The organism is Variovorax sp. MSC1_012, assembly GCF_023667525.1.
GTDB classification, from domain to species: domain Bacteria; phylum Pseudomonadota; class Gammaproteobacteria; order Burkholderiales; family Burkholderiaceae_C; genus Variovorax; species Variovorax beijingensis_B.
Map to the genome: position 1 here is coordinate 2110112 of NZ_CM174443.1, position 24849 is coordinate 2134960.

22 protein-coding genes are annotated in these 24849 nt (G+C 67.5%); 9 read left to right on the forward strand and 13 right to left on the reverse strand.

The genetic code is table 11. The annotated features are described in order from the left end of the window. Positions 1 to 110: 110 nt before the first annotated feature. Positions 111 to 497: a helicase SNF2 gene (locus L1081_RS10005; RefSeq protein WP_489416269.1), complete on the reverse strand. Its 387-nt coding sequence runs from the start codon at positions 495 to 497 to the stop codon at positions 111 to 113. 481 nt (positions 498 to 978) lie between these two features. Here L1081_RS10005 and L1081_RS10010 point away from each other — a divergent pair, with 481 nt between their 5' ends. Together L1081_RS10010 and L1081_RS10015 are read left to right on the forward strand one after the other, a co-directional pair. Then, a complete protein-coding gene (locus L1081_RS10010; protein ID WP_489416270.1) occupies positions 979 to 2073 on the forward strand; it encodes a GNAT family N-acetyltransferase in 1095 nt (364 codons plus the stop codon). Next, a complete protein-coding gene (locus L1081_RS10015; RefSeq protein ID WP_489416271.1) occupies positions 2070 to 2921 on the forward strand; it encodes a PA4780 family RIO1-like protein kinase in 852 nt (283 codons plus the stop codon). The genes L1081_RS10010 and L1081_RS10015 overlap by 4 nt, the downstream gene beginning before the upstream one ends. Positions 2922 to 2934: 13 nt before the next feature. On the opposite strand, the gene L1081_RS10020 is transcribed toward L1081_RS10015, so the two are convergent. Then, positions 2935 to 3279 (reverse strand): DUF1090 family protein, encoded by a 345-nt coding sequence (locus L1081_RS10020; RefSeq protein WP_489416272.1) that lies wholly within the window; start codon positions 3277 to 3279, stop codon positions 2935 to 2937. Positions 3280 to 3498: 219 nt separating this feature from the next. Between L1081_RS10020 and L1081_RS10025 the strand changes: the two genes are divergently transcribed. From L1081_RS10025 to L1081_RS10040, 4 genes are all read left to right on the forward strand, one after another. After that, the gene (locus L1081_RS10025) at positions 3499 to 4491 is read left to right on the forward strand and encodes a LysR substrate-binding domain-containing protein (protein ID WP_489416273.1); all 993 of its coding nucleotides are present in this window, start codon (positions 3499 to 3501) and stop codon (positions 4489 to 4491) included. Positions 4492 to 4594: 103 nt separating this feature from the next. After that, positions 4595 to 6169, forward strand: a complete 1575-nt coding sequence (locus L1081_RS10030) for an AMP-binding protein (RefSeq protein ID WP_489416274.1) — start codon at positions 4595 to 4597, stop codon at positions 6167 to 6169. 12 nt (positions 6170 to 6181) lie between these two features. Next, positions 6182 to 7378, forward strand: a complete 1197-nt coding sequence (locus L1081_RS10035) for an acyl-CoA dehydrogenase family protein (protein ID WP_489416275.1) — start codon at positions 6182 to 6184, stop codon at positions 7376 to 7378. A 56-nt stretch (positions 7379 to 7434) separates the two neighbouring features. Then, positions 7435 to 8427: a tripartite tricarboxylate transporter substrate-binding protein gene (locus L1081_RS10040; RefSeq protein WP_489416276.1), complete on the forward strand. Its 993-nt coding sequence runs from the start codon at positions 7435 to 7437 to the stop codon at positions 8425 to 8427. A 9-nt stretch (positions 8428 to 8436) separates the two neighbouring features. On the opposite strand, the gene L1081_RS10045 is transcribed toward L1081_RS10040, so the two are convergent. Beyond that, positions 8437 to 9795, reverse strand: coding sequence for a homoserine dehydrogenase (locus L1081_RS10045; protein WP_489416277.1), 1359 nt, complete (start codon positions 9793 to 9795; stop codon positions 8437 to 8439). Positions 9796 to 10197: 402 nt separating this feature from the next. Here L1081_RS10045 and L1081_RS10050 point away from each other — a divergent pair, with 402 nt between their 5' ends. Next, a complete protein-coding gene (locus L1081_RS10050; RefSeq protein WP_489416278.1) occupies positions 10198 to 10602 on the forward strand; it encodes a hypothetical protein in 405 nt (134 codons plus the stop codon). Between the two features lie 41 nt (positions 10603 to 10643). Here the strand turns inward: L1081_RS10050 and L1081_RS10055 are convergent, their stop codons facing one another. The 3 genes from L1081_RS10055 to L1081_RS10065 form a co-directional block, all read right to left on the reverse strand. Next, positions 10644 to 12341 carry a cation:proton antiporter domain-containing protein gene (locus L1081_RS10055; RefSeq protein WP_489416279.1) on the reverse strand — a complete coding sequence of 566 codons (1698 nt, stop codon included), beginning with the start codon at positions 12339 to 12341 and terminating at the stop codon, positions 10644 to 10646. 50 nt (positions 12342 to 12391) lie between these two features. Further along, positions 12392 to 13735, reverse strand: a complete 1344-nt coding sequence (locus tag L1081_RS10060) for a C4-dicarboxylate transporter DctA (protein WP_489416280.1) — start codon at positions 13733 to 13735, stop codon at positions 12392 to 12394. A gap of 124 nt (positions 13736 to 13859) precedes the next feature. Further along, positions 13860 to 14597: an acetoacetyl-CoA reductase gene (locus tag L1081_RS10065; RefSeq protein ID WP_012747162.1), complete on the reverse strand. Its 738-nt coding sequence runs from the start codon at positions 14595 to 14597 to the stop codon at positions 13860 to 13862. A gap of 223 nt (positions 14598 to 14820) precedes the next feature. Here L1081_RS10065 and L1081_RS10070 point away from each other — a divergent pair, with 223 nt between their 5' ends. Next, entirely contained in the window at positions 14821 to 15342 is a 522-nt protein-coding gene (locus L1081_RS10070; protein ID WP_489416281.1) for a nicotinamide-nucleotide amidohydrolase family protein, read from the forward strand. A gap of 11 nt (positions 15343 to 15353) precedes the next feature. On the opposite strand, the gene L1081_RS10075 is transcribed toward L1081_RS10070, so the two are convergent. From L1081_RS10075 to L1081_RS10095, 5 genes are read right to left on the reverse strand one after another with little or no spacing between them, the layout of a single operon-like run. Beyond that, positions 15354 to 16358, reverse strand: a complete 1005-nt coding sequence (locus tag L1081_RS10075; RefSeq protein WP_489416282.1) for a tripartite tricarboxylate transporter substrate-binding protein — start codon at positions 16356 to 16358, stop codon at positions 15354 to 15356. Next, the gene (locus L1081_RS10080) at positions 16355 to 17242 is read right to left on the reverse strand and encodes an aldolase/citrate lyase family protein (RefSeq protein WP_489416283.1); all 888 of its coding nucleotides are present in this window, start codon (positions 17240 to 17242) and stop codon (positions 16355 to 16357) included. Before L1081_RS10080 ends, L1081_RS10075 begins: the two co-directional genes overlap by 4 nt. Next, on the reverse strand, positions 17239 to 18420 hold the full coding sequence (locus L1081_RS10085) for a CoA transferase (protein WP_489416284.1): 1182 nt from the start codon (positions 18418 to 18420) through the stop codon (positions 17239 to 17241). The genes L1081_RS10080 and L1081_RS10085 overlap by 4 nt, the downstream gene beginning before the upstream one ends. Before the next feature lie 20 nt (positions 18421 to 18440). Beyond that, positions 18441 to 19349, reverse strand: a complete 909-nt coding sequence (locus L1081_RS10090; RefSeq protein WP_489416285.1) for an FAS1-like dehydratase domain-containing protein — start codon at positions 19347 to 19349, stop codon at positions 18441 to 18443. Positions 19350 to 19357: 8 nt separating this feature from the next. Next, positions 19358 to 20332, reverse strand: coding sequence for a tripartite tricarboxylate transporter substrate-binding protein (locus tag L1081_RS10095; protein WP_489416286.1), 975 nt, complete (start codon positions 20330 to 20332; stop codon positions 19358 to 19360). 110 nt (positions 20333 to 20442) lie between these two features. On the opposite strand from L1081_RS10095, the gene L1081_RS10100 reads away from it, so the two are divergent. Next, positions 20443 to 21354, forward strand: coding sequence for a LysR substrate-binding domain-containing protein (locus L1081_RS10100; RefSeq protein ID WP_489416287.1), 912 nt, complete (start codon positions 20443 to 20445; stop codon positions 21352 to 21354). Positions 21355 to 21838: 484 nt separating this feature from the next. Here the strand turns inward: L1081_RS10100 and L1081_RS10105 are convergent, their stop codons facing one another. Both L1081_RS10105 and phaC read right to left on the reverse strand, forming a co-directional pair. After that, a complete protein-coding gene (locus L1081_RS10105; protein ID WP_124959488.1) occupies positions 21839 to 23017 on the reverse strand; it encodes an acetyl-CoA C-acetyltransferase in 1179 nt (392 codons plus the stop codon). A gap of 48 nt (positions 23018 to 23065) precedes the next feature. Next, positions 23066 to 24817, reverse strand: a complete 1752-nt coding sequence (gene phaC, locus L1081_RS10110; protein WP_489416762.1) for a class I poly(R)-hydroxyalkanoic acid synthase — start codon at positions 24815 to 24817, stop codon at positions 23066 to 23068. Positions 24818 to 24849 lie beyond the last annotated feature (32 nt).

A 24849-nucleotide genomic window follows, 5' to 3' on the forward strand; every position in this document is an offset into this window, starting at 1 on the left:
GATCTCTGCTTGGGCCCGCAACCTTACATCGGCGCAAAAAAACCGGGCCCGCTTTCGCAGGTCCGGCCTTCTTTCTCGTACCCGCATTCTTGCGGACGGGTGGCTTGCAACTACAGCGGCAGCGCATTGCCGCGTGCGGCAGCATAGGCTTCGGCGCGCACCGTCGCGCGATCCACCGCACCGGCGACGACCGGCGCGGCGCCCGACGAAGCGCCTTCGGCATACGGGTCCGGCGCGCGCGCAGCGGCCACCGCTTCGGCGCGCACCGCATCGCGGCTGTTCATGGCGACCGGCGGATAGATCGGGCCGGCATCCGCACCCGTGGCATAGGGATCGGCCGTGTGCGCGGCCACCACGGCCCCGGCGGCCACATTGGCGCGGCTCTCGGCGGAGGTCGGGGGATGGACGCCTTCATAGGTTTCGGCATGGGCGGCACCGGCGGCGGCCGCGAGGGCCAGTGCGATGGCGCAGAGGTGCTTGGAGCTTGAGAGGGTCATTCGGATGTCCTTCGATTCAATGAATGGATGGAGGGAGGCTTCGAACCGTTTTTGCTTTTTGGGCTGGTCCGTGAAATCAATTCTGCGACGGCATCCAGGTACAAACCATTGGGAAAGGGAATCCCGGCAATCGCGACGTGGAAACAGCCGGCCGCTCTTTGAATCGATGTGCGAAAGCTGCTAGCGGCCGGCTTGCGCAGGTGCGCACATGCCACACGGCACTTCACAGGGCGCGGCAAGGCCGCTACATTCGACGCCTCGACAAACAACCCGGATCGGAGGTACGCGATGGAAGACACAGCTATTCATTGCCCCACTTCCGGACGGTTTGTCGGTTCTTCGACGAGTTGCTGACACTGCCAACTCGACCCTTGCGGCGCTTCCTGGCCGCAAAAGACAAACCGCCCGAGATTCAAACGCCGCCGTCGGCATGCAGTTGCCGGCCGCGATCTGCTCGTTTTCAGAATCCTCAAGGCTCACCATGCTTGAAACCCGTGCCGCGCATCCGCGGCCGTTTTCGATTTCCGTTTTCGATCCCCATGAGGCGTCCGCCGAAAGCTGGGAGAAGTTCCATCGCTATTGGCAGCTTCGCACCGAGGAAGACCACCCCGGCGAGCGCCGCATCCCCAACGCCGACACCGAGCGCGCGCTGCGGGAACACCTGCCGCTGCAGGCCTTCCATCGGGTCCTCGCGAGCTGCGATGGCGAATTCATCGGCAGCCTCACGCTGAGCTTTCGCCGCGAAGGCTCGCCAGACCATGCCGCCTTTGCGCCTTATCTCGACGCCTGGGGCGGCGTGCTGCGTCCGCACCGGCGGCGCGGCGTGGCCAGCGCACTGCTGCACGCATTGCTCGGCGTCATGGAAGAACGCGGCAAGACCACGGCCAGCATCAAGGCCCATCTGCCCGAAGGGCATGCGTTTCTCTCGGCCATCGGCGCGATCGAAAAGCACCGCGCCGTCGAGAACCGGGTGGCCTTCGATACGCTGCCGTGGGACGAACTCGACCGCTGGCAAGCCCGGGCATTCGCCTCCGGCGGGGGCTTGCGCGCGGAAATCCACGCCGGCCGCGTGCCCTTCGATCGCCTGGCGAGGCTGATCGCGCCCTTCTCCGCGCTCATCAACGATGCGCCCACCAACGCGCTGGACATGCCGCGCATGCGCTACGAACTCGAGAACTACCGCACCTGGTACGCCGACATGTCGCAGCGCGGCGGCGAGCACTTCCTGGTGCTTTTGCTCGACGGCGACGACGTGGCCGCCATGTGCGACGCCAGCTGGGACCAGCGCTTTCCAGACCGCATGTACCAGCAGTTGACCGCCGTAGCACCGCGCTGGCGCGGCAAGGGCCTGGCCAAAGGCGTGAAGGCCGCCATGCTGGCGCTGGTGCGCGAGCGCCACCCCGAGGTCACCACCGTCATCACCAGCAACGCCGAGGTCAACGCGCCGATGCTCTCCATCAATCACCGGCTGGGCTTTGCGCCACACAGGCATGATGCGGTCTACCAGATCGGCCCGGAAAGCCTGAGGGCCTTCCTCTCGACCCGCCCGCTGGACCCGATGGAGCGGTACCAATGAAAGCACCACCACGACTGCAGTCGCTGGTCGACGAAGGCCTGATCGACACGGTGGTACGCCAGCTGATGAGCGGCAAGGAAGCCATGGTCTACGTGGTGCGCTGCGGCGACGAGACACGCTGCGCCAAGGTCTACAAGGAAGCCGACAAGCGCAGCTTCCGCCAGGCCGTCGACTACACCGAGAACCGCCGCGTGCGCAACTCGCGCGAGACGCGCGCCATGGCCAAGGGCACGCGCTTCGGCCGCCAGGTGACCGAGGCCATCTGGCAAAGCGCCGAGGTCGATGCGCTCTACCGCCTCGCGGCAGCAGGCGTGCGCGTGCCCGTTCCCTACAACTTCCTCGAAGGCGTGCTGCTGATGGAGCTGGTGACCGATGCCAATGGCGATGCGGCCCCGCGCCTGAACGACGTGGCGTTCACGCGCGACGAAGCCGTGCAGCACCACGCCAGCCTGCTGAAGGAAGTAGTGCGCATGCTGTGCGCGGGCGTGGTACACGGCGACCTGTCGGAATTCAACGTGCTGCTGGCGGCCGACGGTCCGGTGGTGATCGACCTGCCGCAGGCGGTGGATGCGGCGGGCAACAACCATGCAAAGCGCATGCTGCTGCGCGACGTGGAGAACCTGCGCAACTTCTTCGGCCAGTTCGCGCCGGAGCTGCTGGGCACGCACTACGGCGACGAGATCTGGCACCTGTACGAGCGCGGCCTGCTGCGCGTCGAATCGGTGCTGACCGGCACGCATGCGCGCGACACCGGCCCCGTCGACCTGGGCAACGTGCTGCGCGAGGTGGACGATGCGCGCGAAGAGGAAGCGGCGCGGCGCCTGCGCATGCAGCTGCCCAGGCTCTGAGGGCGGCGGGCCGTCAGGGCCGCTCGTTCTTCAGCTCGCGCAACTGCTCCTCGGCATGCTCGAGGTCAGACCGCAGCGCCCGGATGTCGTGCTCCAGCTTGTCGATGCGCGCCGCGCGGCTCTGAGCGGGTTCAGCCCCCCGGCAGCGCGTGCGCAGCGCAGCCAGTGTCTCGGCGAGTTGCCGCCGGCGCAGCATCTGCCCCCTGGAGCGCGCAAGGTCGATGTCGCGCTCCAGCGTGGCTTCTTCCGCCTGGCAAGACGCGCCCTGCGCCGGTTCCTCGGGTTGCGCGGACTGCGTGGATTGGGCGAAGGCTGGCATCGCCAGGGCCAGCACAACGGAGAGGACGCAGCGTTTCACACGCGGCTCCCGTCGTGGTCTTGAGGGCCACCGTGCCGATCGAACTCCATTGCGACTCCCGTTTCGTTGGCGGAGCCAGTGTCCGCCGTGCCTCATTCTGTCTCAGCTTGCCCGACCCTGGCGCGCCAAGGCAAGCCACCGTTTCGTGCCGACAATAGGGCCTTCGTACTGCCTCGACCGCAGCGCCTCTTTTCCCCTTCGACAACGCACACCGAGCCCGTGGACCTTCGCGCCCTTCGCTACTTCATCGCCGTGCTGGAAGCCGGCAGCCTTTCACGCGCAGCAAGCTCGCTGTACGTGGCCCAGCCTGCCCTGACAGCCCAGATCAAGAAGCTCGAAGGCGAACTCGGCGCCCAGCTCTTCGAGCGCTCGCACGCCGGCGTCACGCCCACCGCAGCCGGGATGCAGCTTTATCACGACGCGCGCCGGCTGCTCTCGGACGCCGCGGCGCTGCGGGAACGTTTCCAGCGCGCGCCGGAGGGCCTCGAAGGCTCGGTCACCATCGCCGTTCCCACGCTGCTTTCATCGCTGCTGATGGGCGCCGTGCTGATGCGCGTGAAAGAGCGGCATCCGCGCGTGCGTGTCTTCGTGCTGGACGACCTGAGCCTGATGGTGAAGAAAGCCATGCTCGACCGCCGCGCGGACGTGGGCATCCTGGTGGACACGCAGGCGCTCGAAGGCGTCCTGTGCGAGCCGCTGGCGCGAGAGTCGATCTTTCTTTGCGGCTTCGACGCGGACGGCATGGCCGCGCCCATGCTGGAGCCAAAGCGCCGCCCGTCTGCAGCGGCCCGTCGCGGCGCGGCGCAGATCCGTTTCGCACAGGCCGCACAGCTGCCGCTCGTGCTGCAGTCCCGGCGCTTCAGCATCCGGCAGGCGGTCGAAGAGACGGCCGCGGGCCTGGACATCGAGCTGAACATTGCCTACGAGCACGATTCGGCGCGTGTGATCCGCTCCCTGTACCAGGCCGGTGCGGGCTTCACGTTCACGCCGGCATGCGCGCTCGACGATTCGGCCCTGGGCAAGAAGGATTGGGTGTGCGCGCGCGTCACGCAGCCTGAGCTGCTTCGCAGCTACACGCTGGCCACCCAAGCCAGCCGGCCCGCCGATGCCGTGGTGCAGGCGGTGGCCGAGGTTCTGCGGGAAGAAATCGCACGCATGGTCGATGAAGGCCGCTGGGATGCCGAACTGCTGGGCGGCCATCAAAAAGATTGATGCCTTTGCATCAGTAAACGGTATTTCCTCCTTGTGCCCCGGCGCCGCGATAGTGGCGCCAGTCCACGCGCAAACAGAGACGTGGCGCACAGGAGATAGCCCTTTGTCGAATTCCGCATCCTTCGAGGTCGCCAACGTCGGCGCCCTCGTCTCACGCGCTTCCCGCGCATTCTCCAGACAGGTCGCGATCAAGAGCCCGACCCGGTCCATCACCTACGAAGCCCTCGACCAGCGCGCCAGCCGGCTGGCCAACGCCTTGCATGCGCAGGGCCTGGCGCGCGGGGCGCGCGTCGGCGTGTGCCTGCCCAACTGCATCGAGGTGGTGGAGGTCGAGCTGGCCTGCTACAAGGCTGCGCTGGTGAAGGCACCCATCAATTCGCGGCTGTCGCCGGTGGAGGTGGCCGAAGTCATCGCCAACAGCGAAGCAAGTTTGATCGTGACAACCTCCGCCCGCGCCGAGGCTTTTCTTCCGCTGCTGAAGACCGCCGCGCCCCGGCTGCTGCTGGTCGACCAGCCCGAGGGCAGCACGCCGAGCTACGAAGGCGCACTGGCCGCCGCGAGCGCATCGTTCGAGGTCGCCCGCGTGCACTCGGACGAACTGGCGGTGCTGCACTACACCTCGGGCTCGAGTGGCGTACTGAAGGCGGCGATGCAGACCTTCGGCAACCGGCTCGCGCAGCTGCGCAAGTTCCTCATGCGCGCGGACGGCATGCGCCCCGGCGAGCTGCTGGGCCTGGTGGGCCCGATCACGCACGCGTCGGGCATGCAGCTCGTGCCGGCGCTGTGCAGCGGCGCCACCATCCGGCTGTTCGACGGTTTCGAGCCCGGCCGCTTCCTCGCGGAAATGCGCGCTGACCGCGTCGCACATACCTTCATGGTGCCGACGATGATCAACATGCTGCTTGCCGAGCTCGGAGGAAAATATCTGCCCCTGCCCGACCTGCGGCGGCTCAGCTACGGCGCGGCGCCGATGGCGCCCGCGCGCATCCTGCAGGCAATGGATGTGTTCGGGCCGATCCTCTCCCAGGGCTACGGCGCCGGCGAGACCACATCGGGCGTCTGCGGCCTCTCGGTGGAAGACCACCTGTTCGCGCGCGCCGCCCGGCCCGAGCGCCTGGCTTCGTGCGGGCGCCCGTTCCTGGAATCGCAGGTCGAGATCGTCGATGACGAGGGCCAGCCCGTGGCAGTCGGCGAGATCGGCGAGATCGTGGTCAGCGGACCCGACGTGTTCGCGGGCTACTGGCGCGCGCCCGAGCTGACGGCCGAGGTGCTGAAGAACGGCGGCTACCACACGGGCGACCTGGCGCGCGCCGACGACGAGGGCTACATCTACATCGTCGACCGCAAGAAGGACATGGTGATCACCGGCGGATTCAACGTCTACCCCTCGGAGGTGGAGGCCGTGCTCTACCAGCACCCTGCCGTCGCCGACGCCTGCGTGTTCGCGGTGCCCGACGACAAGTGGGGCGAAGCGGTGGCCGCGCACATCGTGCTCAAGGCCGGGCAGTCGGCCGATGCCGCGGCGCTCGACGCGTTCTGCGCCGAGCGGCTCGGCGGCTTCAAGCGGCCCCGCATGATCGAGTTCGTTGCCGCACTGCCGAAGAACGCCAACGGCAAGGTGGCGCGCAAGGCCATCCAGGCGCCGTACTGGTCCGACCGCGCCCGGCGCGTGAACTGAGGAGCTGCACGCATGAACACCTCGCCCCCATCCACCGTGCCCTTCGAAGGTTCCGCGCAGGCGGCGGAACTCATCGCCCGCATCGGCGATTTCCTCCACGGCGAGCTTGCCGCCATCGTCGCCGAGCATGGCCTCGACCATGAACGCAGCGCCGACCGCGAAACGCTGCGGCGCGTCTGGCGCCGCTCGAACGAGCTCGGCTTCTACGGCATCACGCTGCCCAAGGCCATGGGCGGCATGGGCCTTTCGGTGCTCGATCACGTGCTGATCAAGGAGTTCATCTACGCCAGCGGCTCGCCGCTCGCGCCGCATGTCTTCGGCGAGCTGAGCGGCCCGCCGCGGGTGGGCGCGCTCGCGCGGCAGGCAACGCCCTACCAGCTCGAGCAGTTCATCGTGCCGGTGGCCCGTGCCGACAAGGCCATCTGCTTTGCCCTGACGGAGGCCGAGGCGGGGTCGGATGCCGGCGCGGTGCAGACGCGGGCCGAGCTGCAGGGCGACCACTATGTGCTCACCGGCCGCAAGCGCTTCATTTCCGGCTCGCCGTTCGCCGACTTCGCACTGGTCATGGCCTCGACGGCCGACGAGCCGGGGCAGCGCGAAGTCTCCGCCTTCTTCGTCGACCTGGGCCAGCCGGGCGCGCGCGTGGAGTCGGGCTACAAGACCATGGCGGGGCAGTCGCACACGGGCGACATCGTGCTGGAGGCGTGCCGCATTCCCACGCGCAACATGATCGGCGAACGCGGGCGCGGACTGGCGCTGGCGCTCGGACGCATCACGGTGAACCGGCTTCTGCATTGCCCCGCCATGGTGGGCCTCGCGCGGGTGGCGCTGGACGACGCCGTCGCCTACGCAAAGGGCCGCCGGCAATTCGGCCGCGCGATTGCGCAGTTCCAGGCGATCCAGCACATGCTGGCCAACATGGCGACCGAACTCGCGGCCGCGCGCGGCCTGATGATCGCGACCGCACGCCAGCTCGACGCCGGCGGCGAAGCGCGCGCCGAAGCCTCGATGGCCAAGCTGTTCTGCTCCGAAGCGGCCTTCCGCATCGCGGACTCTGCCGTGCAGATCCACGGCGGCGAAGGCATCGTGCAGGGCCGCCGCGTGGAGTTCCTGTTCCGCATGCTGCGCATGTACCGGGTGCTGACCGGGACCAGCGAGATCCAGCGCAACACCATCGCGCGCGAACTGCTCGGCGATTCCGGGCCTTAGGTTTTCGCCGCGGTTCGGCAGAAAGACAGACAAAGACAAATCAGGAGACAGACGCAATGAATCGAGAATGCATGCCCACCCGGCGCCAGCTCTGCAAGGCGCTGGCCGCATCGCTGTGGCCCGCCGCCTTGCCTTCGCTGGCGGCAGACGGCCACTGGCCCAGCCGGCCGATCAAATGGGTCCTGCCCTACCTCGCGGGCACCGGGCCCGACACCACCGCGCGCACGCTGGCCGAGGCCCTGGGCCCCTTGCTGGGACAGCCGGTGGTGATCGAGAACCGCGGCGGCGCGGCGGGCAACATCGGCGCCAGGCTGGTGGCGCGCGCGCCGGCCGACGGCTATACCTGGATCTATTCGGCCGCGCCGATGGCGGCCAACATGCGCATGTACGCCGTACCGGGCTACGACGCGATCAAGGATTTCCGGCACATCATGCGGCTGACAACCTCGGACATTCTCCTGATCGTTCATCCGTCATCGGGGATCGGCTCGGTGCGCGAACTGGTCGAACGGGCACGCGCAAATCCCGGCCAGCTCGACTACGCATCCGGCGGCGTGGGCACGCCCTCTCACCTGGGCGTGGAACTGTTCCTGAGCGCGGCCGGCGTGCAGGCCACGCACGTGCCCTACAAAGGCGCCTCGGAACTGGTCAATGCCGTTCTCGGTAGGCAGGTTGCCTTTGCAACGCCCATCTTCGGCGTGGCGTTTCCGCACGTGCAGGCCGGCCGGCTCAAGGCGCTGGCAGTCGTCGGCAGCCAGCGCAACGCCGCCCTGCCGGAGGTGCCGACGCTGGCCGAAGGGGGCGTGCCCGGCGTGTCGCTCACCTCCTGGGGCGGCGTTTCCGTGCCGGCCGGCACACCCGCGCCCGTCGTCGCCAGGATCCGGGCCGCCTTCGAAAGCGCCATGGCGCAGCCGGCCGTGCGCACGGCCGTCGAAGCCTCGGGAGCAAGCGTCAGTCTTTCGAGCTCCGAGGAATACCTGAGGCTGTTCACGCAGGAAATGGCATTGACCGAAACCATGATGAAGAAGGCGCGGCTGGCGCCAATGTGAAGACGGCGCTCACGCCAGTTCCTCCACCCGCAGCGCCGTGACCTTTCCTGCGACCGAGGGATGCGCCTGCAACGCATGCAGCGCCAGGTCCATCGCGCCCTGCCGCACCGGCCGCGTCAGCACCAGCACCTGCGCGCCCATGCCGGGCTGCGCGGCCGCCAGAGCCACCCGCCGCACCGGCACCTGCTGCCCGGCCAGCCAGCCCGACACCGCCTCGATCTGGCTGGCGGCATGCACGGGTATGCGCAGGTAATACGCGCCGCACGCGGCGGCGCGGGGCAGCACCGGCAGTTCGCTCATCGCATGCGCATGAAACCCGAGATGCGGCACCCGCTGCGCGGCATGGATGCCGTCGAGCCGCGCCACATCGACCAGGTCGGCAATCACCGCCGATGCGGTCTCTTCGGAGCCGGCGCCCGCGCCGTAGTACATCGTCACGCCGGCCGCATCGCCCTTGACCATGACGGCATTCATCGACCCGCTCACATGCGCCATCAGGTGCGACGCAGGCACCAGCGTGGGCTGCACGCGCAGCTCCACGCCCTCTTCCCGGCGCCGCGCGACGCCCAGCAGCTTGATGCGGTAGCCCAGCTGCTCGGCGCAGGCCACGTCCACCCGCTCGAGCGCCGTGATACCTTGCACGTGCACGTCGGCCAGGCGCACCTGGGTGCCAAACGCATTGGCGGCCAGCAGCGTGAGCTTGTGCGCGGCGTCGATGCCTTCGATGTCGAAGGCCGGATCGGCTTCGGCATAGCCGAGCGCCTGGGCCTGCGCGAGCGCGGACTCGAAGTCCAGGCCTTCATCGCGCATCTTGCTCAGGATGAAGTTGGTGGTGCCGTTGATGATGCCCGCCACCCATTCGATGCGGTTCGCCGCGAGCCCCTCGCGCAGCGCCTTGACGATGGGAATGCTCACCGCCACCGCGCCCTCGTAGGCCACCGCCACGCCATGCTGCCGGGCCGCGGCAAAGATCTCGGCGCCATGCACCGCGAGCAAGGCCTTGTTGGCCGTGACCACATGCTTGCCGTGCGCGATGGCGGCCAGCACCCATTCGCGCGCCGGTCCGGTGCCGCCGGCCACTTCGACCACCACGTCGACGTCGGGGTGGGTGGCCACGCGCAGCGGGTCGTCCGTCAAGGGAACATCCGCGCCCACGATGGCGGCGGCGCGCACCAGGTTGCGCGCGGCCACCATCACCAGCTCGATCGGCCGGCCCGCCCGGCCCGCGATCTCGGTCTGGTTGCGCGCCAGCACCCGGAACGTGCCCGAGCCGACGGTGCCGATGCCGATCATGCCCACGCGCAACGCGCGAATGGCCGCAGGAAGGCTGGGCAGGGGTTCGAGGGACTGGACGGGATCGCGGTACATGGACATCTCCGGATGAAAAACAAGAAACCCAGCTGCCAGAGCTGGGTTTCATTCATTCGGAGAAGAAGAGCGATACACCAGGTGGCTGCCGAAACGGCCACCTGCGCGTGCTCAGGTGGCCGCGGTGGTAATGGTGGTAATCATTCGTGCAACCAATGACCCCTCCGCCCGCGCGAAGGCAGGCGGCATCATGCGGGCCAGGGTGGCCGCGCAGACGGTGGAGGGGAAGGATTGGCACGGCATGAAGCCGCCAGTGTACAGGAGCAGGCCGTGCCGACGGCACCGGCATGGGGCGGCTGGCGCGCCCAGCCTGCGGAATTTCGGGGAGCAGGCCTACAGCAGGCGGGCGGCCGCGGGCCTAGTGTGGTGGGCAAAGAACTGCATCATCCAGGAGGCAGCATCATGAAGAATTTCGTTCTGGAGCCCCGCATGCGCTCGAGCATCGGCGGCGCTTTCTACCCCACAGGCTATTCGATGGTGATGTTCCCGAACACGGAAGACGCCAACCGCATCGGCCACAAGCTGATCGAGAAAGGCGTGAGCGGCGACGAGATCTATCTGCTTCCCGCTGAAACCGTGCTGTCGGAGATCACGCCCACCGTGAAGGAGGCCGACGATCCGCTGCCTTCGGCCGGCACCGACGCGGCCACCGTGCGCGCCTACACCAAGCTCGCGCGCGAAGGCCATACCGGCCTCCTGGTGAGGACCAAGAACGAGGAAGAAGCCAACCGCCTGATGGAGGTGGTGCGCACCGTGCCCTATTCGATCGCGCAGCGCTATCGCACGCTGGTCATCGAAGACCTCTGAGATTTCTCTCTCTCTCTTCTCTCTCTCCCGCCGAAGCCGGCTCAGGCGGCCGCCGCTGCGCGCCGCACCACGTCGCGGGCCATGGCCTGCGCGAGTTCCTGTTCGCCCAGGAAGACCGTGGCGGCCATTTCGCGCGTCAGCAGCCCGGCCTCCTCTTCGTTGTGGCTGCGGATCACGGTTTCGATGGCCGGATTGAGGGTGCGGGCGGTCTCCATCATCTGACGCACGTTCATGGCATCCGGTATGGCCACCACCAGCACGCGGGCACGCGCGATGTGCGCCTGGATCAGCACGGCCGGATCGGCCGCGTCGCCCCAGACGGCCGCAACACCGGCCTCGCGCAGCTTCTCGACCAGTTCGCGGTTCTGCTCCGCCACCACATAGGGAATGTCGTGCGCCTCCAGTTCCGATGCGATGCGGCGCCCGACGCGGCCGTAGCCCACGAGCACCACCTGCCTGGACAGGTACCGGGCTTCGGTGGTCGTTGGCAGTTCGGCCAGCGGATGGTCGTGCGACTCGAGGCCGCGCGCCAGGGGAAAACGGCCATGCAGCCATTTCTCCACCGGAGCGACCAGGCTGAACCACAGCGGATTGGTGGCAATGGAAATCAGCGCACCGGCCAGGATCAGGCTCTGGCCTTCCACCGGCAGCAGGCCGAGCGAGACGCCGAGCCCCGCAAGAATGAACGAGAACTCCCCGATCTGCGCGAGGCTCGCGCTTACCGTGAGTGCCGTGCCCAGCGGATAGCGGAACGCCAGCACCAGCGCGCAGGCGGCCAGCGACTTGCCCAGCACGATCACGCCCACCACCGCCAGCACCTGCAGCGGCCGCTCGATGAGCACCGAGGGATCGAAGAGCATGCCCACCGACACGAAGAACAGCACCGCGAAGGCATCGCGCAGCGGCAGCGACTCCTGCGCCGCGCGGTGGCTGAATTCCGATTCGCGCATCACCATGCCCGCGAAGAAAGCGCCGAGCGCGAACGACACGCCGAACAGCGCCGCCGACGCAAAGGCGATGCTGACTGCGGCCGCGATCACGCACAGCGTGAACAGCTCGCGCGAGCCGGTGCGCGTGACCTGCCAGAGAATCCACGGAAACGCGCGCCGCCCTACCACCAGCATCAGCGCCACGAACCCGCCCACCTGCAGCAGCGTGACGCCGAGCGTCTGCCACAGCGGATCGACGTTGGCCGAATCGCCCGCCCGGCCGCCCAGGGCCCCCGCGAGCGGCGGCATCAGCACCAGGACCAGCACCATGGCCAGGTCCTCGACCACCAGCCAGCCGACCGCGATGCGCCCGGTGAACGAATCGAGAATGCCCAGGCTCTCGAGCGCGCGCAGCAGCACGACCGTGCTTGCCACCGACAGCGCCAGCCCGAAGACCAGCGCCTCGCCCCATGACCAGCCCCACCAGAGCGCCAGCGCACCGCCCAGCAGCGTGGCCACCGCGATCTGGGCGAGCGCACCCGGCAGCGCGATCTTGCGCACCGCCAGCAGATCGTCGAGGGAAAAATGCAGGCCCACGCCGAACATCAGCAGCATCACGCCGATCTCGGCCAGCTGCGCCGCAATGCCTGCATCGGCCACGAAGCCCGGCGTGAAGGGACCGATGATCACGCCCGCGAGCAGGTAGCCCACCAGCGCCGGCAGCCGCAGCCGCAGCGCCAGGAAACCCAGCACGAGCGCCAGCCCCAGGCCGGCTGCAATCGTGTTGATGAGGGAAACGCTGTGGGGCATTGCTCCATTTTGCAGGAACGATGCGCCCCTCCGGTTTCACACGGGCATCATCAATCGGCCATCTTGCTGATGCGCGCAGCTTCGAGCACTTCGGGCTCCTGCGACTCCACCCAGTTCTCGTTGTCGAGCCCGGCCCGCAGCCGCTCGGTGTCGAGCTCGTTGGTCCACTTGGCCACCACGATGGTGGCCACGCCGTTGCCGATCAGGTTGGTCAGCGCACGCGCCTCGGACATGAAGCGGTCGATGCCCAGGATCAGCGCCAGGCCCGCCACCGGCACGTGGCCGACGGCAGACAGCGTGGCGGCCAGCACGATGAAGCCGCTGCCCGTGACGCCCGCCGCACCCTTCGAAGTAAGCAGCAGCACGGCCAGCAGCGTGATCTCCTGGGTCAGCGTCATCGGCGTGTTGGTTGCCTGCGCAATGAACACGGCCGCCATCGTCAGGTAGATGGAGGTGCCGTCCAGGTTGAACGAGTAGCCGGTGGGAATCACCAGGCCCACGCAGGCCTTGTTGGCGCCCAGGTTCTCCATCTTCTCCATCATGCGCGGCAGTACCGACTCGGAGGACGAGGTGCCCAGCACGATCAGCAGCTCTTCCTTGATGTACTTGATGAACTTCCAGATGCTGAAGCCGTGGAAGCGCGCAATGAGCCCCAGCACCACGAAAATGAACAGCAGGCAGGTCAGATAGAAGGTGCCCATCAGCTTGCCGAGAGAGAACAGGCTGCCCAGCCCGTACTTGCCGATGGTGAAGGCCATCGCGCCGAAGGCGCCGATGGGCGCCAGCTTCATGATGTAGCCCACGATCACGAAGAGCACGTGCGAGCCCTTCTCGATCACGTCGAACACCAGCGTGCCGCGCCCGCCGAAGCGATGCAGCGCAAAGCCGAACAGCACCGCGATCAGCAGCACCTGCAGTATCTCGCCCTTGGCGAAGGCATCCACCACCGTGCTGGGAATGACGTTGAGCAGGAAGTCGACCGTGCCCGTCATCTTGCCCGGGCCGGTATAGGACGCGAGTGCCTTGGTGTCGAGCGTGGACGGGTCGATGTTCATGCCCGCACCGGGCTTGAGCAGGTTGACCAGCACAAGGCCCACCACCAGCGCGATGGAACTCACGATCTCGAAGTACAGGAGCGCCAGGCCGCCGGTCTTGCCGACCTTCTTCATGTCCTCCATGCCCGCGATGCCCACCACCACCGTGCAGAAGATGATCGGCGCGATGATCATCTTGATGAGCTTGATGAAACCGTCGCCCAGCGGCTTCATGGCCTCGCCGAGCGCAGGATGGAAGTGGCCGAGCAGCACGCCGATGATCACCGCCGTGATCACCTGCACGTAGAGGGACCGGTAGAGCGGGAGCTTTCTGGTGGGTGTGATTGTTGTGTCTGCCATGTTGCCTCCGGAGGGTTGGAAACTGTAAAACCGAATCGGCCGCTTTCCATTCGTAGAAGCCACATCGCAGACATGAAAAAACCCGCCGAGGCGGGTCTTTTCGATCAGCTTGCCGTCAGCGTGATCAATGCATGTGCAGGCCGCCGTTGACCGAGAAGTCGGCGCCCGTGCTGTAGCCGCCCTCGTCCGTGGCAAGCCACGCAATAATGGAAGCGATCTCGCTCGGCTCGCCCAGGCGCTTGACCGGAATGGTGGCCACGATCTTGTCGAGCACTTCCTGGCGGATGGCCTTGACCATGTCGGTGCCGATGTAGCCCGGGCTCACGGTGTTGACCGTGACGCCCTTGCTCGCCAGCTCCTGCGCCAGCGCCATCGTGAAGCCGTGCATGCCGGCCTTGGCCGCCGAGTAGTTGGTCTGCCCCGCCTGGCCCTTGGCGCCGTTGACCGAGCTGATGTTGATGATGCGGCCCCAGCCCTTCTCGACCATGTCGCCCACCACCTGCTTGGTGACGTTGAACATGCTGTTGAGATTGGTCTCGATGACCGCGCTCCAGTCCTCGGGCGTCATTTTCAGGAACATGCGGTCCCGCGTGATGCCGGCATTGTTGACCAGCACGTCGATGGGGCCATGCGCTGCCTTGGCGGCAGAAAAGGCCTCGACGGTGGATTGCCAGTCGCCGACATTGCCGACCGAGGCATGGAACTCGAAGCCCAGGGCCTTCTGCTCGGCCAGCCATTTGGCATGGTCGCGCGTGGGGCCGCAGCCCGCGACGACAGTGAAGCCGTCCTTGTGAAGGCGCTGGCAGATGGCTGTTCCGATGCCACCCATGCCCCCGGTGACATATGCAACTTTCTTGCTCATGAATTTTTCCTTGATGTGTGCGAAAAGCCTGAACGGCCGCCTTCACTCTAGCGAGTTTCAAGCCGTCGAACTCTGAGGAAAACACTGAGCCGAGCTTGCAACCAGCTGTCACGGCGCAGCCGCATGTGCAACCATATTGCATAAGTCGGTCGCCGCCCTGCTCACCCCTTTTGCTTCCAAGGAGTTCGAAAGTATGAATTCGAAAACGCCAGGCGGCGTCACCATGTCTGACGCCGCCGGCCTCGAACCGCTTTCCGTGCTCGCCAACCGTGTCGGCACCATCCTTCGCGAGCGGCGCCAGACGGTGGCGGTGGCCGAATCCTCGGCCGGCGGCCTCGTGTCGGCCGCCCTGCTCGCCATTCCGGGTGCCTCGGCTTTTTTCCTCGGCGGGGCGGTCGTCTATTCACGCCGGGCCGGAAAAGCGCTGTTGGGCCTGACGGCCGAAGACATGGCCGGCATGCGCGCGGAAACCGAACCCTATGCCAGCTTCATTGCAGGCAGGATCCGGGGCAGCCACCGCGCCACCTGGGGAATCGCCGAGAGCGGCGCGGCCGGCCCGTCCGGCAGCTCCTACGGCGACGCGCCGGGGCACGTGTGCGTCGCCGTCGCCGGAGAGGCTGCGGCGAGCAGGACGATCGAAACCGCCGATGCGGACCGCGTGTCGAACATGGACGTCTTTGCGCGCCAGCTGCTCCTGCTGTTCCACGAGACGCTGCGGGCGCAGCCTTGGGGAACATCCGGCTGAACGGGCAGCCCCTAGTCCGCCTGCACCCCCGCCGCCCGGATCACCTTCCCCCACTTCTCGGTCTCGGCCGCCAGGTGGGTGCGCAGCGCTTCGGGCGTCACCTTGTCCATTGGCACGGCTTCGGTGCTCAGTTCGGCGAAGCGGTGCTTGACCATATCGTCCTGCAGCGCGGCGCGCAGGGCCGTGTTGAGCTTTTCCATCACGACCGGCGGCGTGCCCTTGGGCGCGTAGATGCCATGCCACACCTTCACGTCGAAACCCTTCAGGCCCTGCTCGTCGAGCGTGGGAATGTTCGGCATGCTGGACAGCCGCCTCGGCGTGGTCACGCCGAATACCTTGACGCGGTTGCCGTCCTTGATGACCGGCGCGGTCTGCGTGGTCTGGTCGCACAGCAGGTCGACCTGCCCGCCCATCAGGTCGTTGAGCGCTGGGCCGGCGCCCTTGTAGGGCACGGTGGTGAGCTGCACCCCGATCTGGTGCGCGAAGAGCATGCCGCACAGCTGCGACACCGCGCCGATGCCGGCGTTGGCGAGGGTCACCTTGTCCTTGTTCGTCTTCACGTAGGCCAGCAGCTCCTGGAAGTTGCTGGCCGGAAAGTCCTTGCGCGAGAGCAGGGTCATGGGCACGTCCATCACCTGGCCCACGTATTCGAAGTCCTTCAGCGGGTCGTAGTTGAGTTTCTTGTAGAGCGCGGGCGCGGTGGCCATGCCCATGTGGTGGATCAGGATGGTGTAGCCGTTGGGCGCCGCCTTGGCCACGCGCGCGGGCGCGATGGTGCCGCCCGCGCCCACGGTGTTCTCGACGATCACGGTCTGCCCGAGCGACTTGCCCATGGGAATCGCGAGCATGCGCGCGACCACGTCGGTGGGGCCGCCGGCCGAATACGGGACGACCATGGTGATGGCTTTTTCCGGCCAGGGCGCCTGCGCGGCGGCCGGCGTTTGCCCGGCCAGCAGGCCTGCGCCCAGCGATGCGGTCAGCAGGGTGCGGGCCTTCCAGTTCTTCTTCAGATTCATCGGGTTGTCTCCTGGGTTGTTGGATGTCTGTCTTGTTCTGCATCGAGCGCCAGCAGGCGTTCGGCCAGACGCACCACCGGCGCGTCGACCATGCGTCCGTCGAGGCTGGCCACACCGCCGCCGGCGGCCCGCACAGCCTCGATCACGCGGCGCGCCCATGCGAGCTCGCCGGCGCTCGGGCCGAGCGCAGCCTGCACCGGCGCGACCTGGTCGGGGTGGATGCAGAGCTTGGCGCCGAGGCCGCCGCGGCGCGCGCGTGCCGTGTCGGCGGCCAGGCGTTGTGCATCGCGCCAGTCGGCGGTCACGCCGTCGATGGGCGCGGGCAACCCGGCGCGGCGCGAGGCCAGCAGCAGCGCGAGGCGCACCGGCGCCAGCTCGGCTTCGTCCGCATCGCAGGCCAGGCCGACATCGGCCTGGAAATCAAGATTGCCGAAGGCGAGCCGCAGCACCTGTGGCACCGCCGCGAGTTCATCAACCGCCGCAAGGCCGGCCGCCGATTCGACGAGCGGCACGAGCACGCCCCGAGGGCCGATGGCTTCGGCCAGCAGCCGCAGGTCGCTGTCCCGCTCCGCCTTGGGCAGCACCACGCCCGCAGCCAGCCCTTGCGAGACCAGCCCCGCCACGGCCGCGCGGTCGTCCTTGTGCCACGGCGTGCCTGCGGCATTGATGCGCACCAGCAGGCGCTGCCGATCGGTGCCGGGCAGCGCGGCGAACGAGGCGGCAAGGCCTTCGCGCGCCGCGGCCTTGCGTTCGGGTGCCACCGCGTCCTCCAGGTCGACGATCACTGCGCCCGCGCCGGTGGCCAGCGCGCGCGCATGGCGCTCGGGCCGGTCGGCCGGCACGAAGAGAAAGGCGCGCGCCAGCGCGAGCGCTGCCGTGCTCACACCGCCCCCGCCTCGCGCAGCTCCGCAATGTCCGCCTCGCTGCGGCCGAGGCCGCGCAGGATGGCGTCGGTGTGCTGGCCCACGGCCGGTATCGCGTCCATGCGGTAGTCGAAGGCGCTCTGGCGGCCGGCCGGCAGCAGGGCCGGAATGTCGCCGGCCGGCGAGCCCACCTGCCGCCAGCGCTCGCGCGCCTGCAGCTGCGGATGCGCCCACAGCCCGGCCATGTCGTTCATGCGCGCGTTGGCGATCTGCGCCGCATCGAGGCGCTCGACCACCTGCGCGGTGCCGAGCGCGGCAAAGGTCTCCACGATGATCGCGCGCAGCGCGTCGCGGTTCTCGTTGCGCCGCGCATTGCTGTCGAAGCGCGCGTCGGTGGCGAGCCCCGCCTGCAGCAGCACCTTCTCGCAGAACACGCGCCATTCGCGCTCGTTCTGCAGGCCCAGCATCACCGTGCCGCCATCGCCCGCGGGAAACGGGCCGTAGGGATAGATGGTGGCGTGCGAGGCGGCGCTGCGCGGCGGGGGCGGCGCGCCGCCGTAGGCGTAGTACATCGGGTAGCCCATCCACTCGGCGAGCGATTCGAGCATCGACACGTCGATGTGCGAGCCCTTGCCGGTCTTGCCGCGCTGCAGCAGCGCCGCGAGGATGCCGGTGTAGGCATACATGCCCGCCGCGATGTCGGCGATCGAATTGCCCGACTTGCACGGATCATCCGGCGTGCCCGTGACCGAGAGAAAACCCGCCTCGCTCTGGATCAGCAGGTCGTAGGCCTTCTTGTCGCGGTACGGGCCGTCGTCGCCATAGCCCGAGATGTCGCAGACGATGAGCCGCGGATGCAATGCCTGCAGCGCCTCGGCGCCCAGGCCCATGCGCGCGGCGGCGCCGGGCGCGAGGTTCTGCACCAGCACGTCGGCATCGGCCACCAGCTCCTGCAGCACCGCGAGCGCGGCAGGCTGCTTGAGGTCGAGCGTGAGGCTTTCCTTGGAGCGGTTCACCCACACGAAGTGCGAGGCCTCGCCGCCCACGCGTGCGTCGTAGGCGCGTGCGAAGTCGCCGACGCCGGGGCGCTCCACCTTGATGACGCGGGCGCCAAGGTCGGCCAGTTGCCGGGTGCAGAAAGGCGCAGCGATCGCGTGTTCGAGCGAAACCACGGTGATGCCGTCGAGGGGTCTTGTCATGGGCTTGTCTTCCGTTTTTTTCATGCGAGCACGGCCGTGGCCTGCATCGTGAGCCAGCCATCGGCGTCCTCGCCCCAGAGGCTGAAGGTCTTGCCGTGCGTGCTGCCTTCGGCCGGCCTGCCATGCACGCGGAACGGCGCGATGTCGAAGGTCGGCCGCACGGCGCGGAACTCGAAGCGCGCGAGCTGCGCGCCCGGCACATTGCGGCGCAGCAGGTCCACCAGCAGTGTCGCGATCAGCGGGCCGTGCACGATCAGGCCCGGATAGCCCTCGACCTGCGTCACGTAGCGGCGGTCGTAGTGGATGCGGTGGCCGTTGAAGGTGAGCGCCGAGTAGCGGAACAGCAGAACGTCGTCGGGCACGATCTCGCGGCTGAAGGCGGCGTCCTTCGGCGTCGGCGCGGGCGGCGGTGCCTTCTCGCCGGGCGCGGCCGCAGCGCGGTAGACGATGTCGTGCTCCTCGGTCAGCGCAAGGCCGCGTTCGTTGCGCACCTCATGGCGCACCAGCACAAACATCAGCTCGCCTGTGCGGCCCACCTTGTGGGTGACCGAGGCGATGGTCGAGGTGCGCTCGGCCTTGTCGCCGACCTGCAGCGGGTTGCCCTGCTCCCACGCCAGCCGGCCGCCGGCCCACATGCGGCGCGGCAGCGGCACGGGCGGCAGGAAGCCGCCGCGCTTCGCATGGCCGTCCTCGCCGATCTCGGACTGGCGATGGTGCGGCAGGAAGTAGAGCCAGTGCCAGAGTTCGGGCAGGCGCGTGCCGGCCGTGGGCAGCGCGTCGTCGCGGTCGAGCGTGGCCGAGAGTGCGCGCACCGGGGCGGCGGTGATGTCGTCGGCCAGCGTTTCGCTGCGGCCTTGCCAGGCCTGGAGCCTGGCGAGCGTGCCTCCGTCGATCGCGCCGGAGGACTCTTCTTGGGTGGGATTGCTCATCGGTTCCTTCAGTCGACCGCTGCCCCGGAGGCCTTGACGATGCGTGCCCACTTGGCGAGGTCGTCCTGCAGAAGTTTCGAAAATTGATCGGGCGTGGTGGGCGCCGCGATCTCCACGCCCTGCTGTTCGAGCTTGTCGCGCAGGTCCTTCGCGGCCAGTGCCTTGCGCGTCGCATCCTGCAGCGTGGCCAGCACATCGGCCGGCACGCCCGCGGGCGCGAACAGGCCGATCCAGAGCGTGCCGTTGTAGCCCGGCACGGCCTCGGCAATGGCGGGTACATCCGGCAGCACCGGCGAGCGCTTCTCGCCGCTCACGGCCAGCGCGCGCAGCTTGCCGGCCTTGATGTGCGAGAGCGCCGAAGGCAGGCTCGCGAACACGATCGGCAGCTGCCCGCCGAGCACGTCGTTGAGCGCGGGCGCCACGCCCTTGTACGGCACGTGCTGCATCGAGATGCCCGCCATGCTGTTGAGCATTTCGCCCAGCAGGTGGTTGAGCGTGCCGTTGCCGGCCGAGGCGTACTGGTAGTTGGCGCCCTTCTGCCGCGCGAGCTTCAGGAACTCGCTGAAGTCCTTGGCGGGAAACGAAGGGTTGACCAGCAGCACGTTGGGCACCGCGCCGATCAGGCCCACGGGCTTGAAGTCCTTCACCGGATCGAAGCCCGCATTCTTGTAGAGCGCCGGATTGATGGCCTGGCTGCTGCTGATGGTCATGAGCAGCGTGTAGCCGTCCTTCGGTCCCTTGGCGACCAGTTGCGTGCCGATGTTGCCGCCGGCGCCCGGCCGGTTGTCGACCACCACGCTCGCGTTCATCAGCTCGCCGATCTTCTGGCCCACGAGGCGGCCGACGATGTCGTTGGTGCCGCCCGCGGCCTGCGGCACGACGAGCGTGACAGGGCGCGAGGGGTAGGGCTGCGCGGCAGCCGGAACCGCAGTGCAAAGCGCTGCCGCAGCAAGGGAAAGAAGCGCCAGTGCGCGGAATTTCATTGTCTTTGTCTCCATGGCCGCATGGTGTTCTGCCGTGGCAGCGCGCGCAATCTGCGATTTCGGAACCCAGCCTTCTGAAATACCGAAGGCTTGGGCTTTACGATGGCACCATGCTTTTCGACCTGACCGACCTGCGCCTCTTCGTTGCCACGGCCGAGCTCGGCAACCTCACGCGCGCGGCCGAGCGGCAGCACCTGTCGCTTGCGGCGGCCAGCGCGCGCATCAAGGCGCTCGAAAACCAGGCCGGGCTGCAGCTGCTGCAGCGCGAAGCCCGCGGCGTGCGACTGCTGCCGCCGGGGGAAGCCTTCCTGCACCACGCGCGCCTCGTGCTGCACCAGACCGAGCAACTGCGCGCCGACCTGCTCGAATACGGCGGCGGGCTGCGCGGCCATCTGCGCGTGTTCGCCAACACCACGGCGGTGACCGATTTCCTGCCTGAAATCTTGCCGGGCTTTCTTGCGCGCAACCCGCGCATCAACGTCGACCTTCAGGAAAAACCGAATGCTCAGATCCCGCGTGGCGTGCTCGACGGCCGCGCCGACATCGGCATCGTCGCGGGCCGCGTCGACACGCTGGGCCTCGAAGCCATCCACTTCAGCACCGACCGGCTGGTGCTCGCCACCTCGCGCAGGCACCGCTTCGCGAAGCGCCGCAGGATTTCATTCGCGGAAACGCTCGACGAAGACGCAATCGGCATGCAGCAGGGCAGCACCTTGCAGACCTTTCTGGCGCAGATCACGGACAACCTCGGCAAACGGCAGAAGCTGCGCATCCAGCTAGGCAGCTTCGATGCCATGTGCCGGATGATCGGCAGCGGCGTGGGCATTGGCGTCGTGCCCGAGTCGGCGGCGCGGCGCAACCAGGAAAGCATGCAACTCGCGCTGATCGATCTCAGCGATGCGTGGTGCGTGCGGGAGCGCTACCTGCTGGTGCGCGACCGGGCTGCCCTGCCCATCTACGCGCAGGCGCTGGTCGAAACGCTGTGCCAGCACTACGCGGGGGAGCAGGCCGCCGTCGATTGATTGCCCAAAAACAAGGACTTGCGGGCGAATTCTGAAGAAACCGATGCCATCCCCATTTTCCGTGGACAACTTTGGGGATAACTGATGTTCTTCCTTGTAAAGGCGAACTAACTCATTGTTTTACAAGGGGAATAATCAGTTTGCTCAAATTTTGAGCGGTGAACAACGTGGCATGCGCCTGTCGCGATTAGCAGCGCTTGTTCAGGCGCGTGCACAGGCCACCGGGTACTCCCCTCCGCGAATGTCCCCCGCCTTCGGCTCCTCCTTGATTTCGCTGCGGGGAGCACCCGATGCCCTGTGCACCTGGGCACGCTGCTGGTGTATCGCTGATCAACGACCGCTCTGTCCAACGATCACGCCGATGGGGTGCCTTGCGCAGCGAAATAAAGGGGGAGCCCGAAGGGCGGAGGACATTCGCTTCGCCGCGTACCCCGTCGGCGGGAGCGCCGCCCTGAACAGCAGCAGCGTCCCCCTCGAAAGAGCCCTATCGCTCGATGGTCAGCGCCACACCCATGCCGCCGCCGATGCACAGCGAGGCAATGCCCTTCTTCGCGTTCTGGCGCTGCATTTCGTGCAGCAGCGTCACCAGGATGCGGCAGCCCGACGCGCCGATCGGGTGGCCGATGGCAATGGCGCCGCCGTTCACGTTGACCTTGTTCACATCCCAGCCCATTTCCTTGTTCACCGCGCAGGCCTGCGCGGCAAAGGCTTCGTTGATCTCGAGCAGGTCGAGGTCGGCGGCCTTCCAGCCGGCGCGCTGCAGCGCCTTGGTCGATGCGGGCACCGGGCCCATGCCCATGATCGCCGGATCGAGGCCGGCCGTGGCGTAGCTCGCGATGCGGCCCAGCGGCTTCAGGCCGAGCGCGGCCGCCTTCTTGGCCGTCATCACCATCACGGCGGCAGCGCCGTCGTTCAGGCCCGAGGCATTGCCCGCGGTCACGCCGCCGGCCTTGTCGAACGCCGGGCGCAGGCCCGCCAGGCCTTCGGCGCTGGTCTTGCGGTTGATGAACTCGTCCTTGTCGAAGACGATCGGGTCGCCCTTCTTCTGCGCAATGCTCACGGGAACGATCTCGTCCTTGAACTTGCCGGCGTCCTGCGCGGCCGCGGCCTTGGTTTGGCTGCCGAGCGCGAGTTCGTCCTGCGCGGAGCGGTCGATGCCGTACTTCTTGGCCACGTTCTCGGCCGTGATGCCCATGTGGTACTGGTTGTAGACGTCCCACAGGCCGTCGACGATCATGGTATCGACCAGCTTCCAGTCGCCCATGCGCTGGCCGTTGCGCGAGTTGGGCAGCACGTGCGGCGCGGCGCTCATGTTCTCCTGGCCGCCCGCAATGACGATCTCGCTGTCGCCGGTGGCCACGGCCTGCGCCGCGAGCATGACGGCCTTCAGGCCCGAGCCGCACACGGCATTGATGGTGAGCGCCGGCGTTTCCTTGGTGCCGCCGCTCTTGAGCCATGCCTGGCGCGCGGGGTTCTGGCCCGCGCCGGCGGCCAGCACCTGGCCCATGATGGCTTCGCCGACCTGGTCGGCCGTGAGGTTGGCACGCGCAATCACTTCCTTGATCACGAGGGCGCCCAGCTCGGTGGCTGCAATGCCGGCGAGCGAGCCGCCGAACTTGCCGACCGCCGTGCGTGCAGCCGAAACGATGACGATGTCTTCCATGAGGTTCTCCGTTGAAGTGATTTGAAGTCGGGGTTGTGAAGGATCGGGTCAGGCTCTTGCCTTGACGTAGCGTCCGGGCGCCGGCTCGATGGCCTTGTAGGCCTTGCCGTTGCCGTAGGCCTTGGGCGCGGGAACCTGCTTGCCCGCATGGCCCTTGAGCCATTGGGCCCAGTCGGTCCACCAGCTGCCGGGATGCTCGGTGGCTCCGGCCAGCCATTCGGCTTGGGTCTTGGGGAACTTGCCGTCTTCGCGGATCCAGTGGCTGCGCTTTTTCTTGGCGGGCGGATTGATCACGCCCGCGATGTGGCCCGAAGCGCCCATGACGAAGCGCTTCTTGCCCGGCAGCAGCTGCGTGGACGCATAGGCGCCGCCGATCGGCACGATGTGGTCTTCGCGCGAGCCATAGATGTAGGCCGGGATATCGATCTTGCCCAGGTCGATCTTCTCGCCGCAGACCGTGAGCGCATTGGGCCTGGCGAGCTTGTTCTCGTGATACGTGTTGCGCAGGTACCAGGTGTAGAACGGGCCCGGCAGGTTGGTGGCGTCGCTGTTCCAATAGAGCAGGTCGAAGGGCGGCGGGGTCTCGCCCTTCAGGTAGTTGCCGACCACGTAGTTCCAGACCAGGTCGTTGGGCCGCAGGAAGCTGAAGGTCGAGGCCAGGTCCATGCCCGGCAGCAGGCCGCCCTTGCCCAGCTGCATTTCGCGGTACGCCACCATCGCCTCGTCGACGAAGATGTCGAGGATGCCGGTGTCGCTGAAGTCGAGAAAGGTGGTGAGCAGCGTGACCGAGGCGGCCGGCTTTTCGCCGCGCGCCGCGAGCACCGCGAGCGCGGTGCTCAGGATGGTGCCGCCCACGCAGAAGCCCAGCGCGTTGATCTGCTTGCTCCCGCTGATCTCCTGCACCAGGTGGATCGCCTTGATGGCGGCGTTCTCGATGTAGTCATCCCAGGTGGCGTTGGCCAGCGACTCGTCGGGGTTGCGCCAGCTCACCACGAACACGCGATGGCCCTGCTCGTTGGCATAGCGGATCAGCGAGTTCTCGGGCTGCAGGTCGAGGATGTAGAACTTGTTGATGCAAGGCGGCACCAGCAGGAACGGCCGTTCGTGGACCTTGGCCGTGAGCGGCTTGTATTCGAGCAGCTGGAACAGCTCGTTCTCGAACACCACGGCGCCCTCGGTGGTGGCCACGTTGCGACCCACTTCGAAGGCGCTTTCGTCGGTCATGCTGAGGTGGCCCTGCTTCATGTCGTGCAGCAGGTTCTGGATGCCCTTGGCAATGCTCTCGCCCTGCGTGTCGATGGCCTTCTTCTGCGCCTCGGCATTGAAGGCGAGCGAGTTGCTGGGCGACGCCGCCGCCATCCACTGCTCGACCGCGAAGCGCATGCGCGCCTTGGTCTTTTCGTCGGCGTCGATGGCCTCGGCCATGCTGAGCAGGGTGCGGCCGTTGAGCAGGTAAACGGCCGCGGAAAAGGCCGCGAGCGGGTTGCTGCCCCAGGCTTCACCGGCAAAGCGCTTGTCGCCCTCGGGCCTGGCTTCGAGGCCGCGGCGCCAGAGCTCGGTGGCTTCGGCCATGTATTGCTGCTGGATGGATTGCAGCTTTTCGGGCGCGATGGAGATCTTGGGCAGGTCGGGCACCTTCGCCGCCGGCGGCAATTGCCACAGCGGCATGCCGCCCCCGTTGAAGGCCGAGGCCCCCTGTACGGCGGACTGCTGGAGCGATTCCAGCGCCTTGGTCCATCCCTCTGAAAGAGCCTGCTGGAAGGGCGCGAACGCATCGGCCCCCGTGGCTTGTTGCTTCATCATGTCTCCTGGTCCTCGCCTGAATCGGTACG

What these genes read in the sequence shown, in the direction of transcription:
- L1081_RS10005 (WP_489416269.1), bottom strand. Translation starts at nt 497, where the DNA reads ATGACCCTCTCAAGCTCCAAGCACCTCTGCGCCATCGCACTGGCCCTC.
- L1081_RS10010 (WP_489416270.1), top strand. Translation starts at nt 979, where the DNA reads ATGCTTGAAACCCGTGCCGCGCATCCGCGGCCGTTTTCGATTTCCGTT.
- L1081_RS10015 (WP_489416271.1), top strand. Translation starts at nt 2,070, where the DNA reads ATGAAAGCACCACCACGACTGCAGTCGCTGGTCGACGAAGGCCTGATC.
- L1081_RS10035 (WP_489416275.1), top strand. Translation starts at nt 6,182, where the DNA reads ATGAACACCTCGCCCCCATCCACCGTGCCCTTCGAAGGTTCCGCGCAG.
- L1081_RS10040 (WP_489416276.1), top strand. Translation starts at nt 7,435, where the DNA reads ATGAATCGAGAATGCATGCCCACCCGGCGCCAGCTCTGCAAGGCGCTG.
- L1081_RS10045 (WP_489416277.1), bottom strand. Translation starts at nt 9,795, where the DNA reads ATGTACCGCGATCCCGTCCAGTCCCTCGAACCCCTGCCCAGCCTTCCT.
- L1081_RS10050 (WP_489416278.1), top strand. Translation starts at nt 10,198, where the DNA reads ATGAAGAATTTCGTTCTGGAGCCCCGCATGCGCTCGAGCATCGGCGGC.
- L1081_RS10055 (WP_489416279.1), bottom strand. Translation starts at nt 12,341, where the DNA reads ATGCCCCACAGCGTTTCCCTCATCAACACGATTGCAGCCGGCCTGGGG.
- L1081_RS10060 (WP_489416280.1), bottom strand. Translation starts at nt 13,735, where the DNA reads ATGGCAGACACAACAATCACACCCACCAGAAAGCTCCCGCTCTACCGG.
- L1081_RS10065 (WP_012747162.1), bottom strand. Translation starts at nt 14,597, where the DNA reads ATGAGCAAGAAAGTTGCATATGTCACCGGGGGCATGGGTGGCATCGGA.
- L1081_RS10070 (WP_489416281.1), top strand. Translation starts at nt 14,821, where the DNA reads ATGTCTGACGCCGCCGGCCTCGAACCGCTTTCCGTGCTCGCCAACCGT.
- L1081_RS10075 (WP_489416282.1), bottom strand. Translation starts at nt 16,358, where the DNA reads ATGAATCTGAAGAAGAACTGGAAGGCCCGCACCCTGCTGACCGCATCG.
- L1081_RS10085 (WP_489416284.1), bottom strand. Translation starts at nt 18,420, where the DNA reads ATGACAAGACCCCTCGACGGCATCACCGTGGTTTCGCTCGAACACGCG.
- L1081_RS10090 (WP_489416285.1), bottom strand. Translation starts at nt 19,349, where the DNA reads ATGAGCAATCCCACCCAAGAAGAGTCCTCCGGCGCGATCGACGGAGGC.
- L1081_RS10095 (WP_489416286.1), bottom strand. Translation starts at nt 20,332, where the DNA reads ATGAAATTCCGCGCACTGGCGCTTCTTTCCCTTGCTGCGGCAGCGCTT.
- L1081_RS10100 (WP_489416287.1), top strand. Translation starts at nt 20,443, where the DNA reads ATGCTTTTCGACCTGACCGACCTGCGCCTCTTCGTTGCCACGGCCGAG.
- L1081_RS10105 (WP_124959488.1), bottom strand. Translation starts at nt 23,017, where the DNA reads ATGGAAGACATCGTCATCGTTTCGGCTGCACGCACGGCGGTCGGCAAG.
- phaC (WP_489416762.1), bottom strand. Translation starts at nt 24,817, where the DNA reads ATGAAGCAACAAGCCACGGGGGCCGATGCGTTCGCGCCCTTCCAGCAG.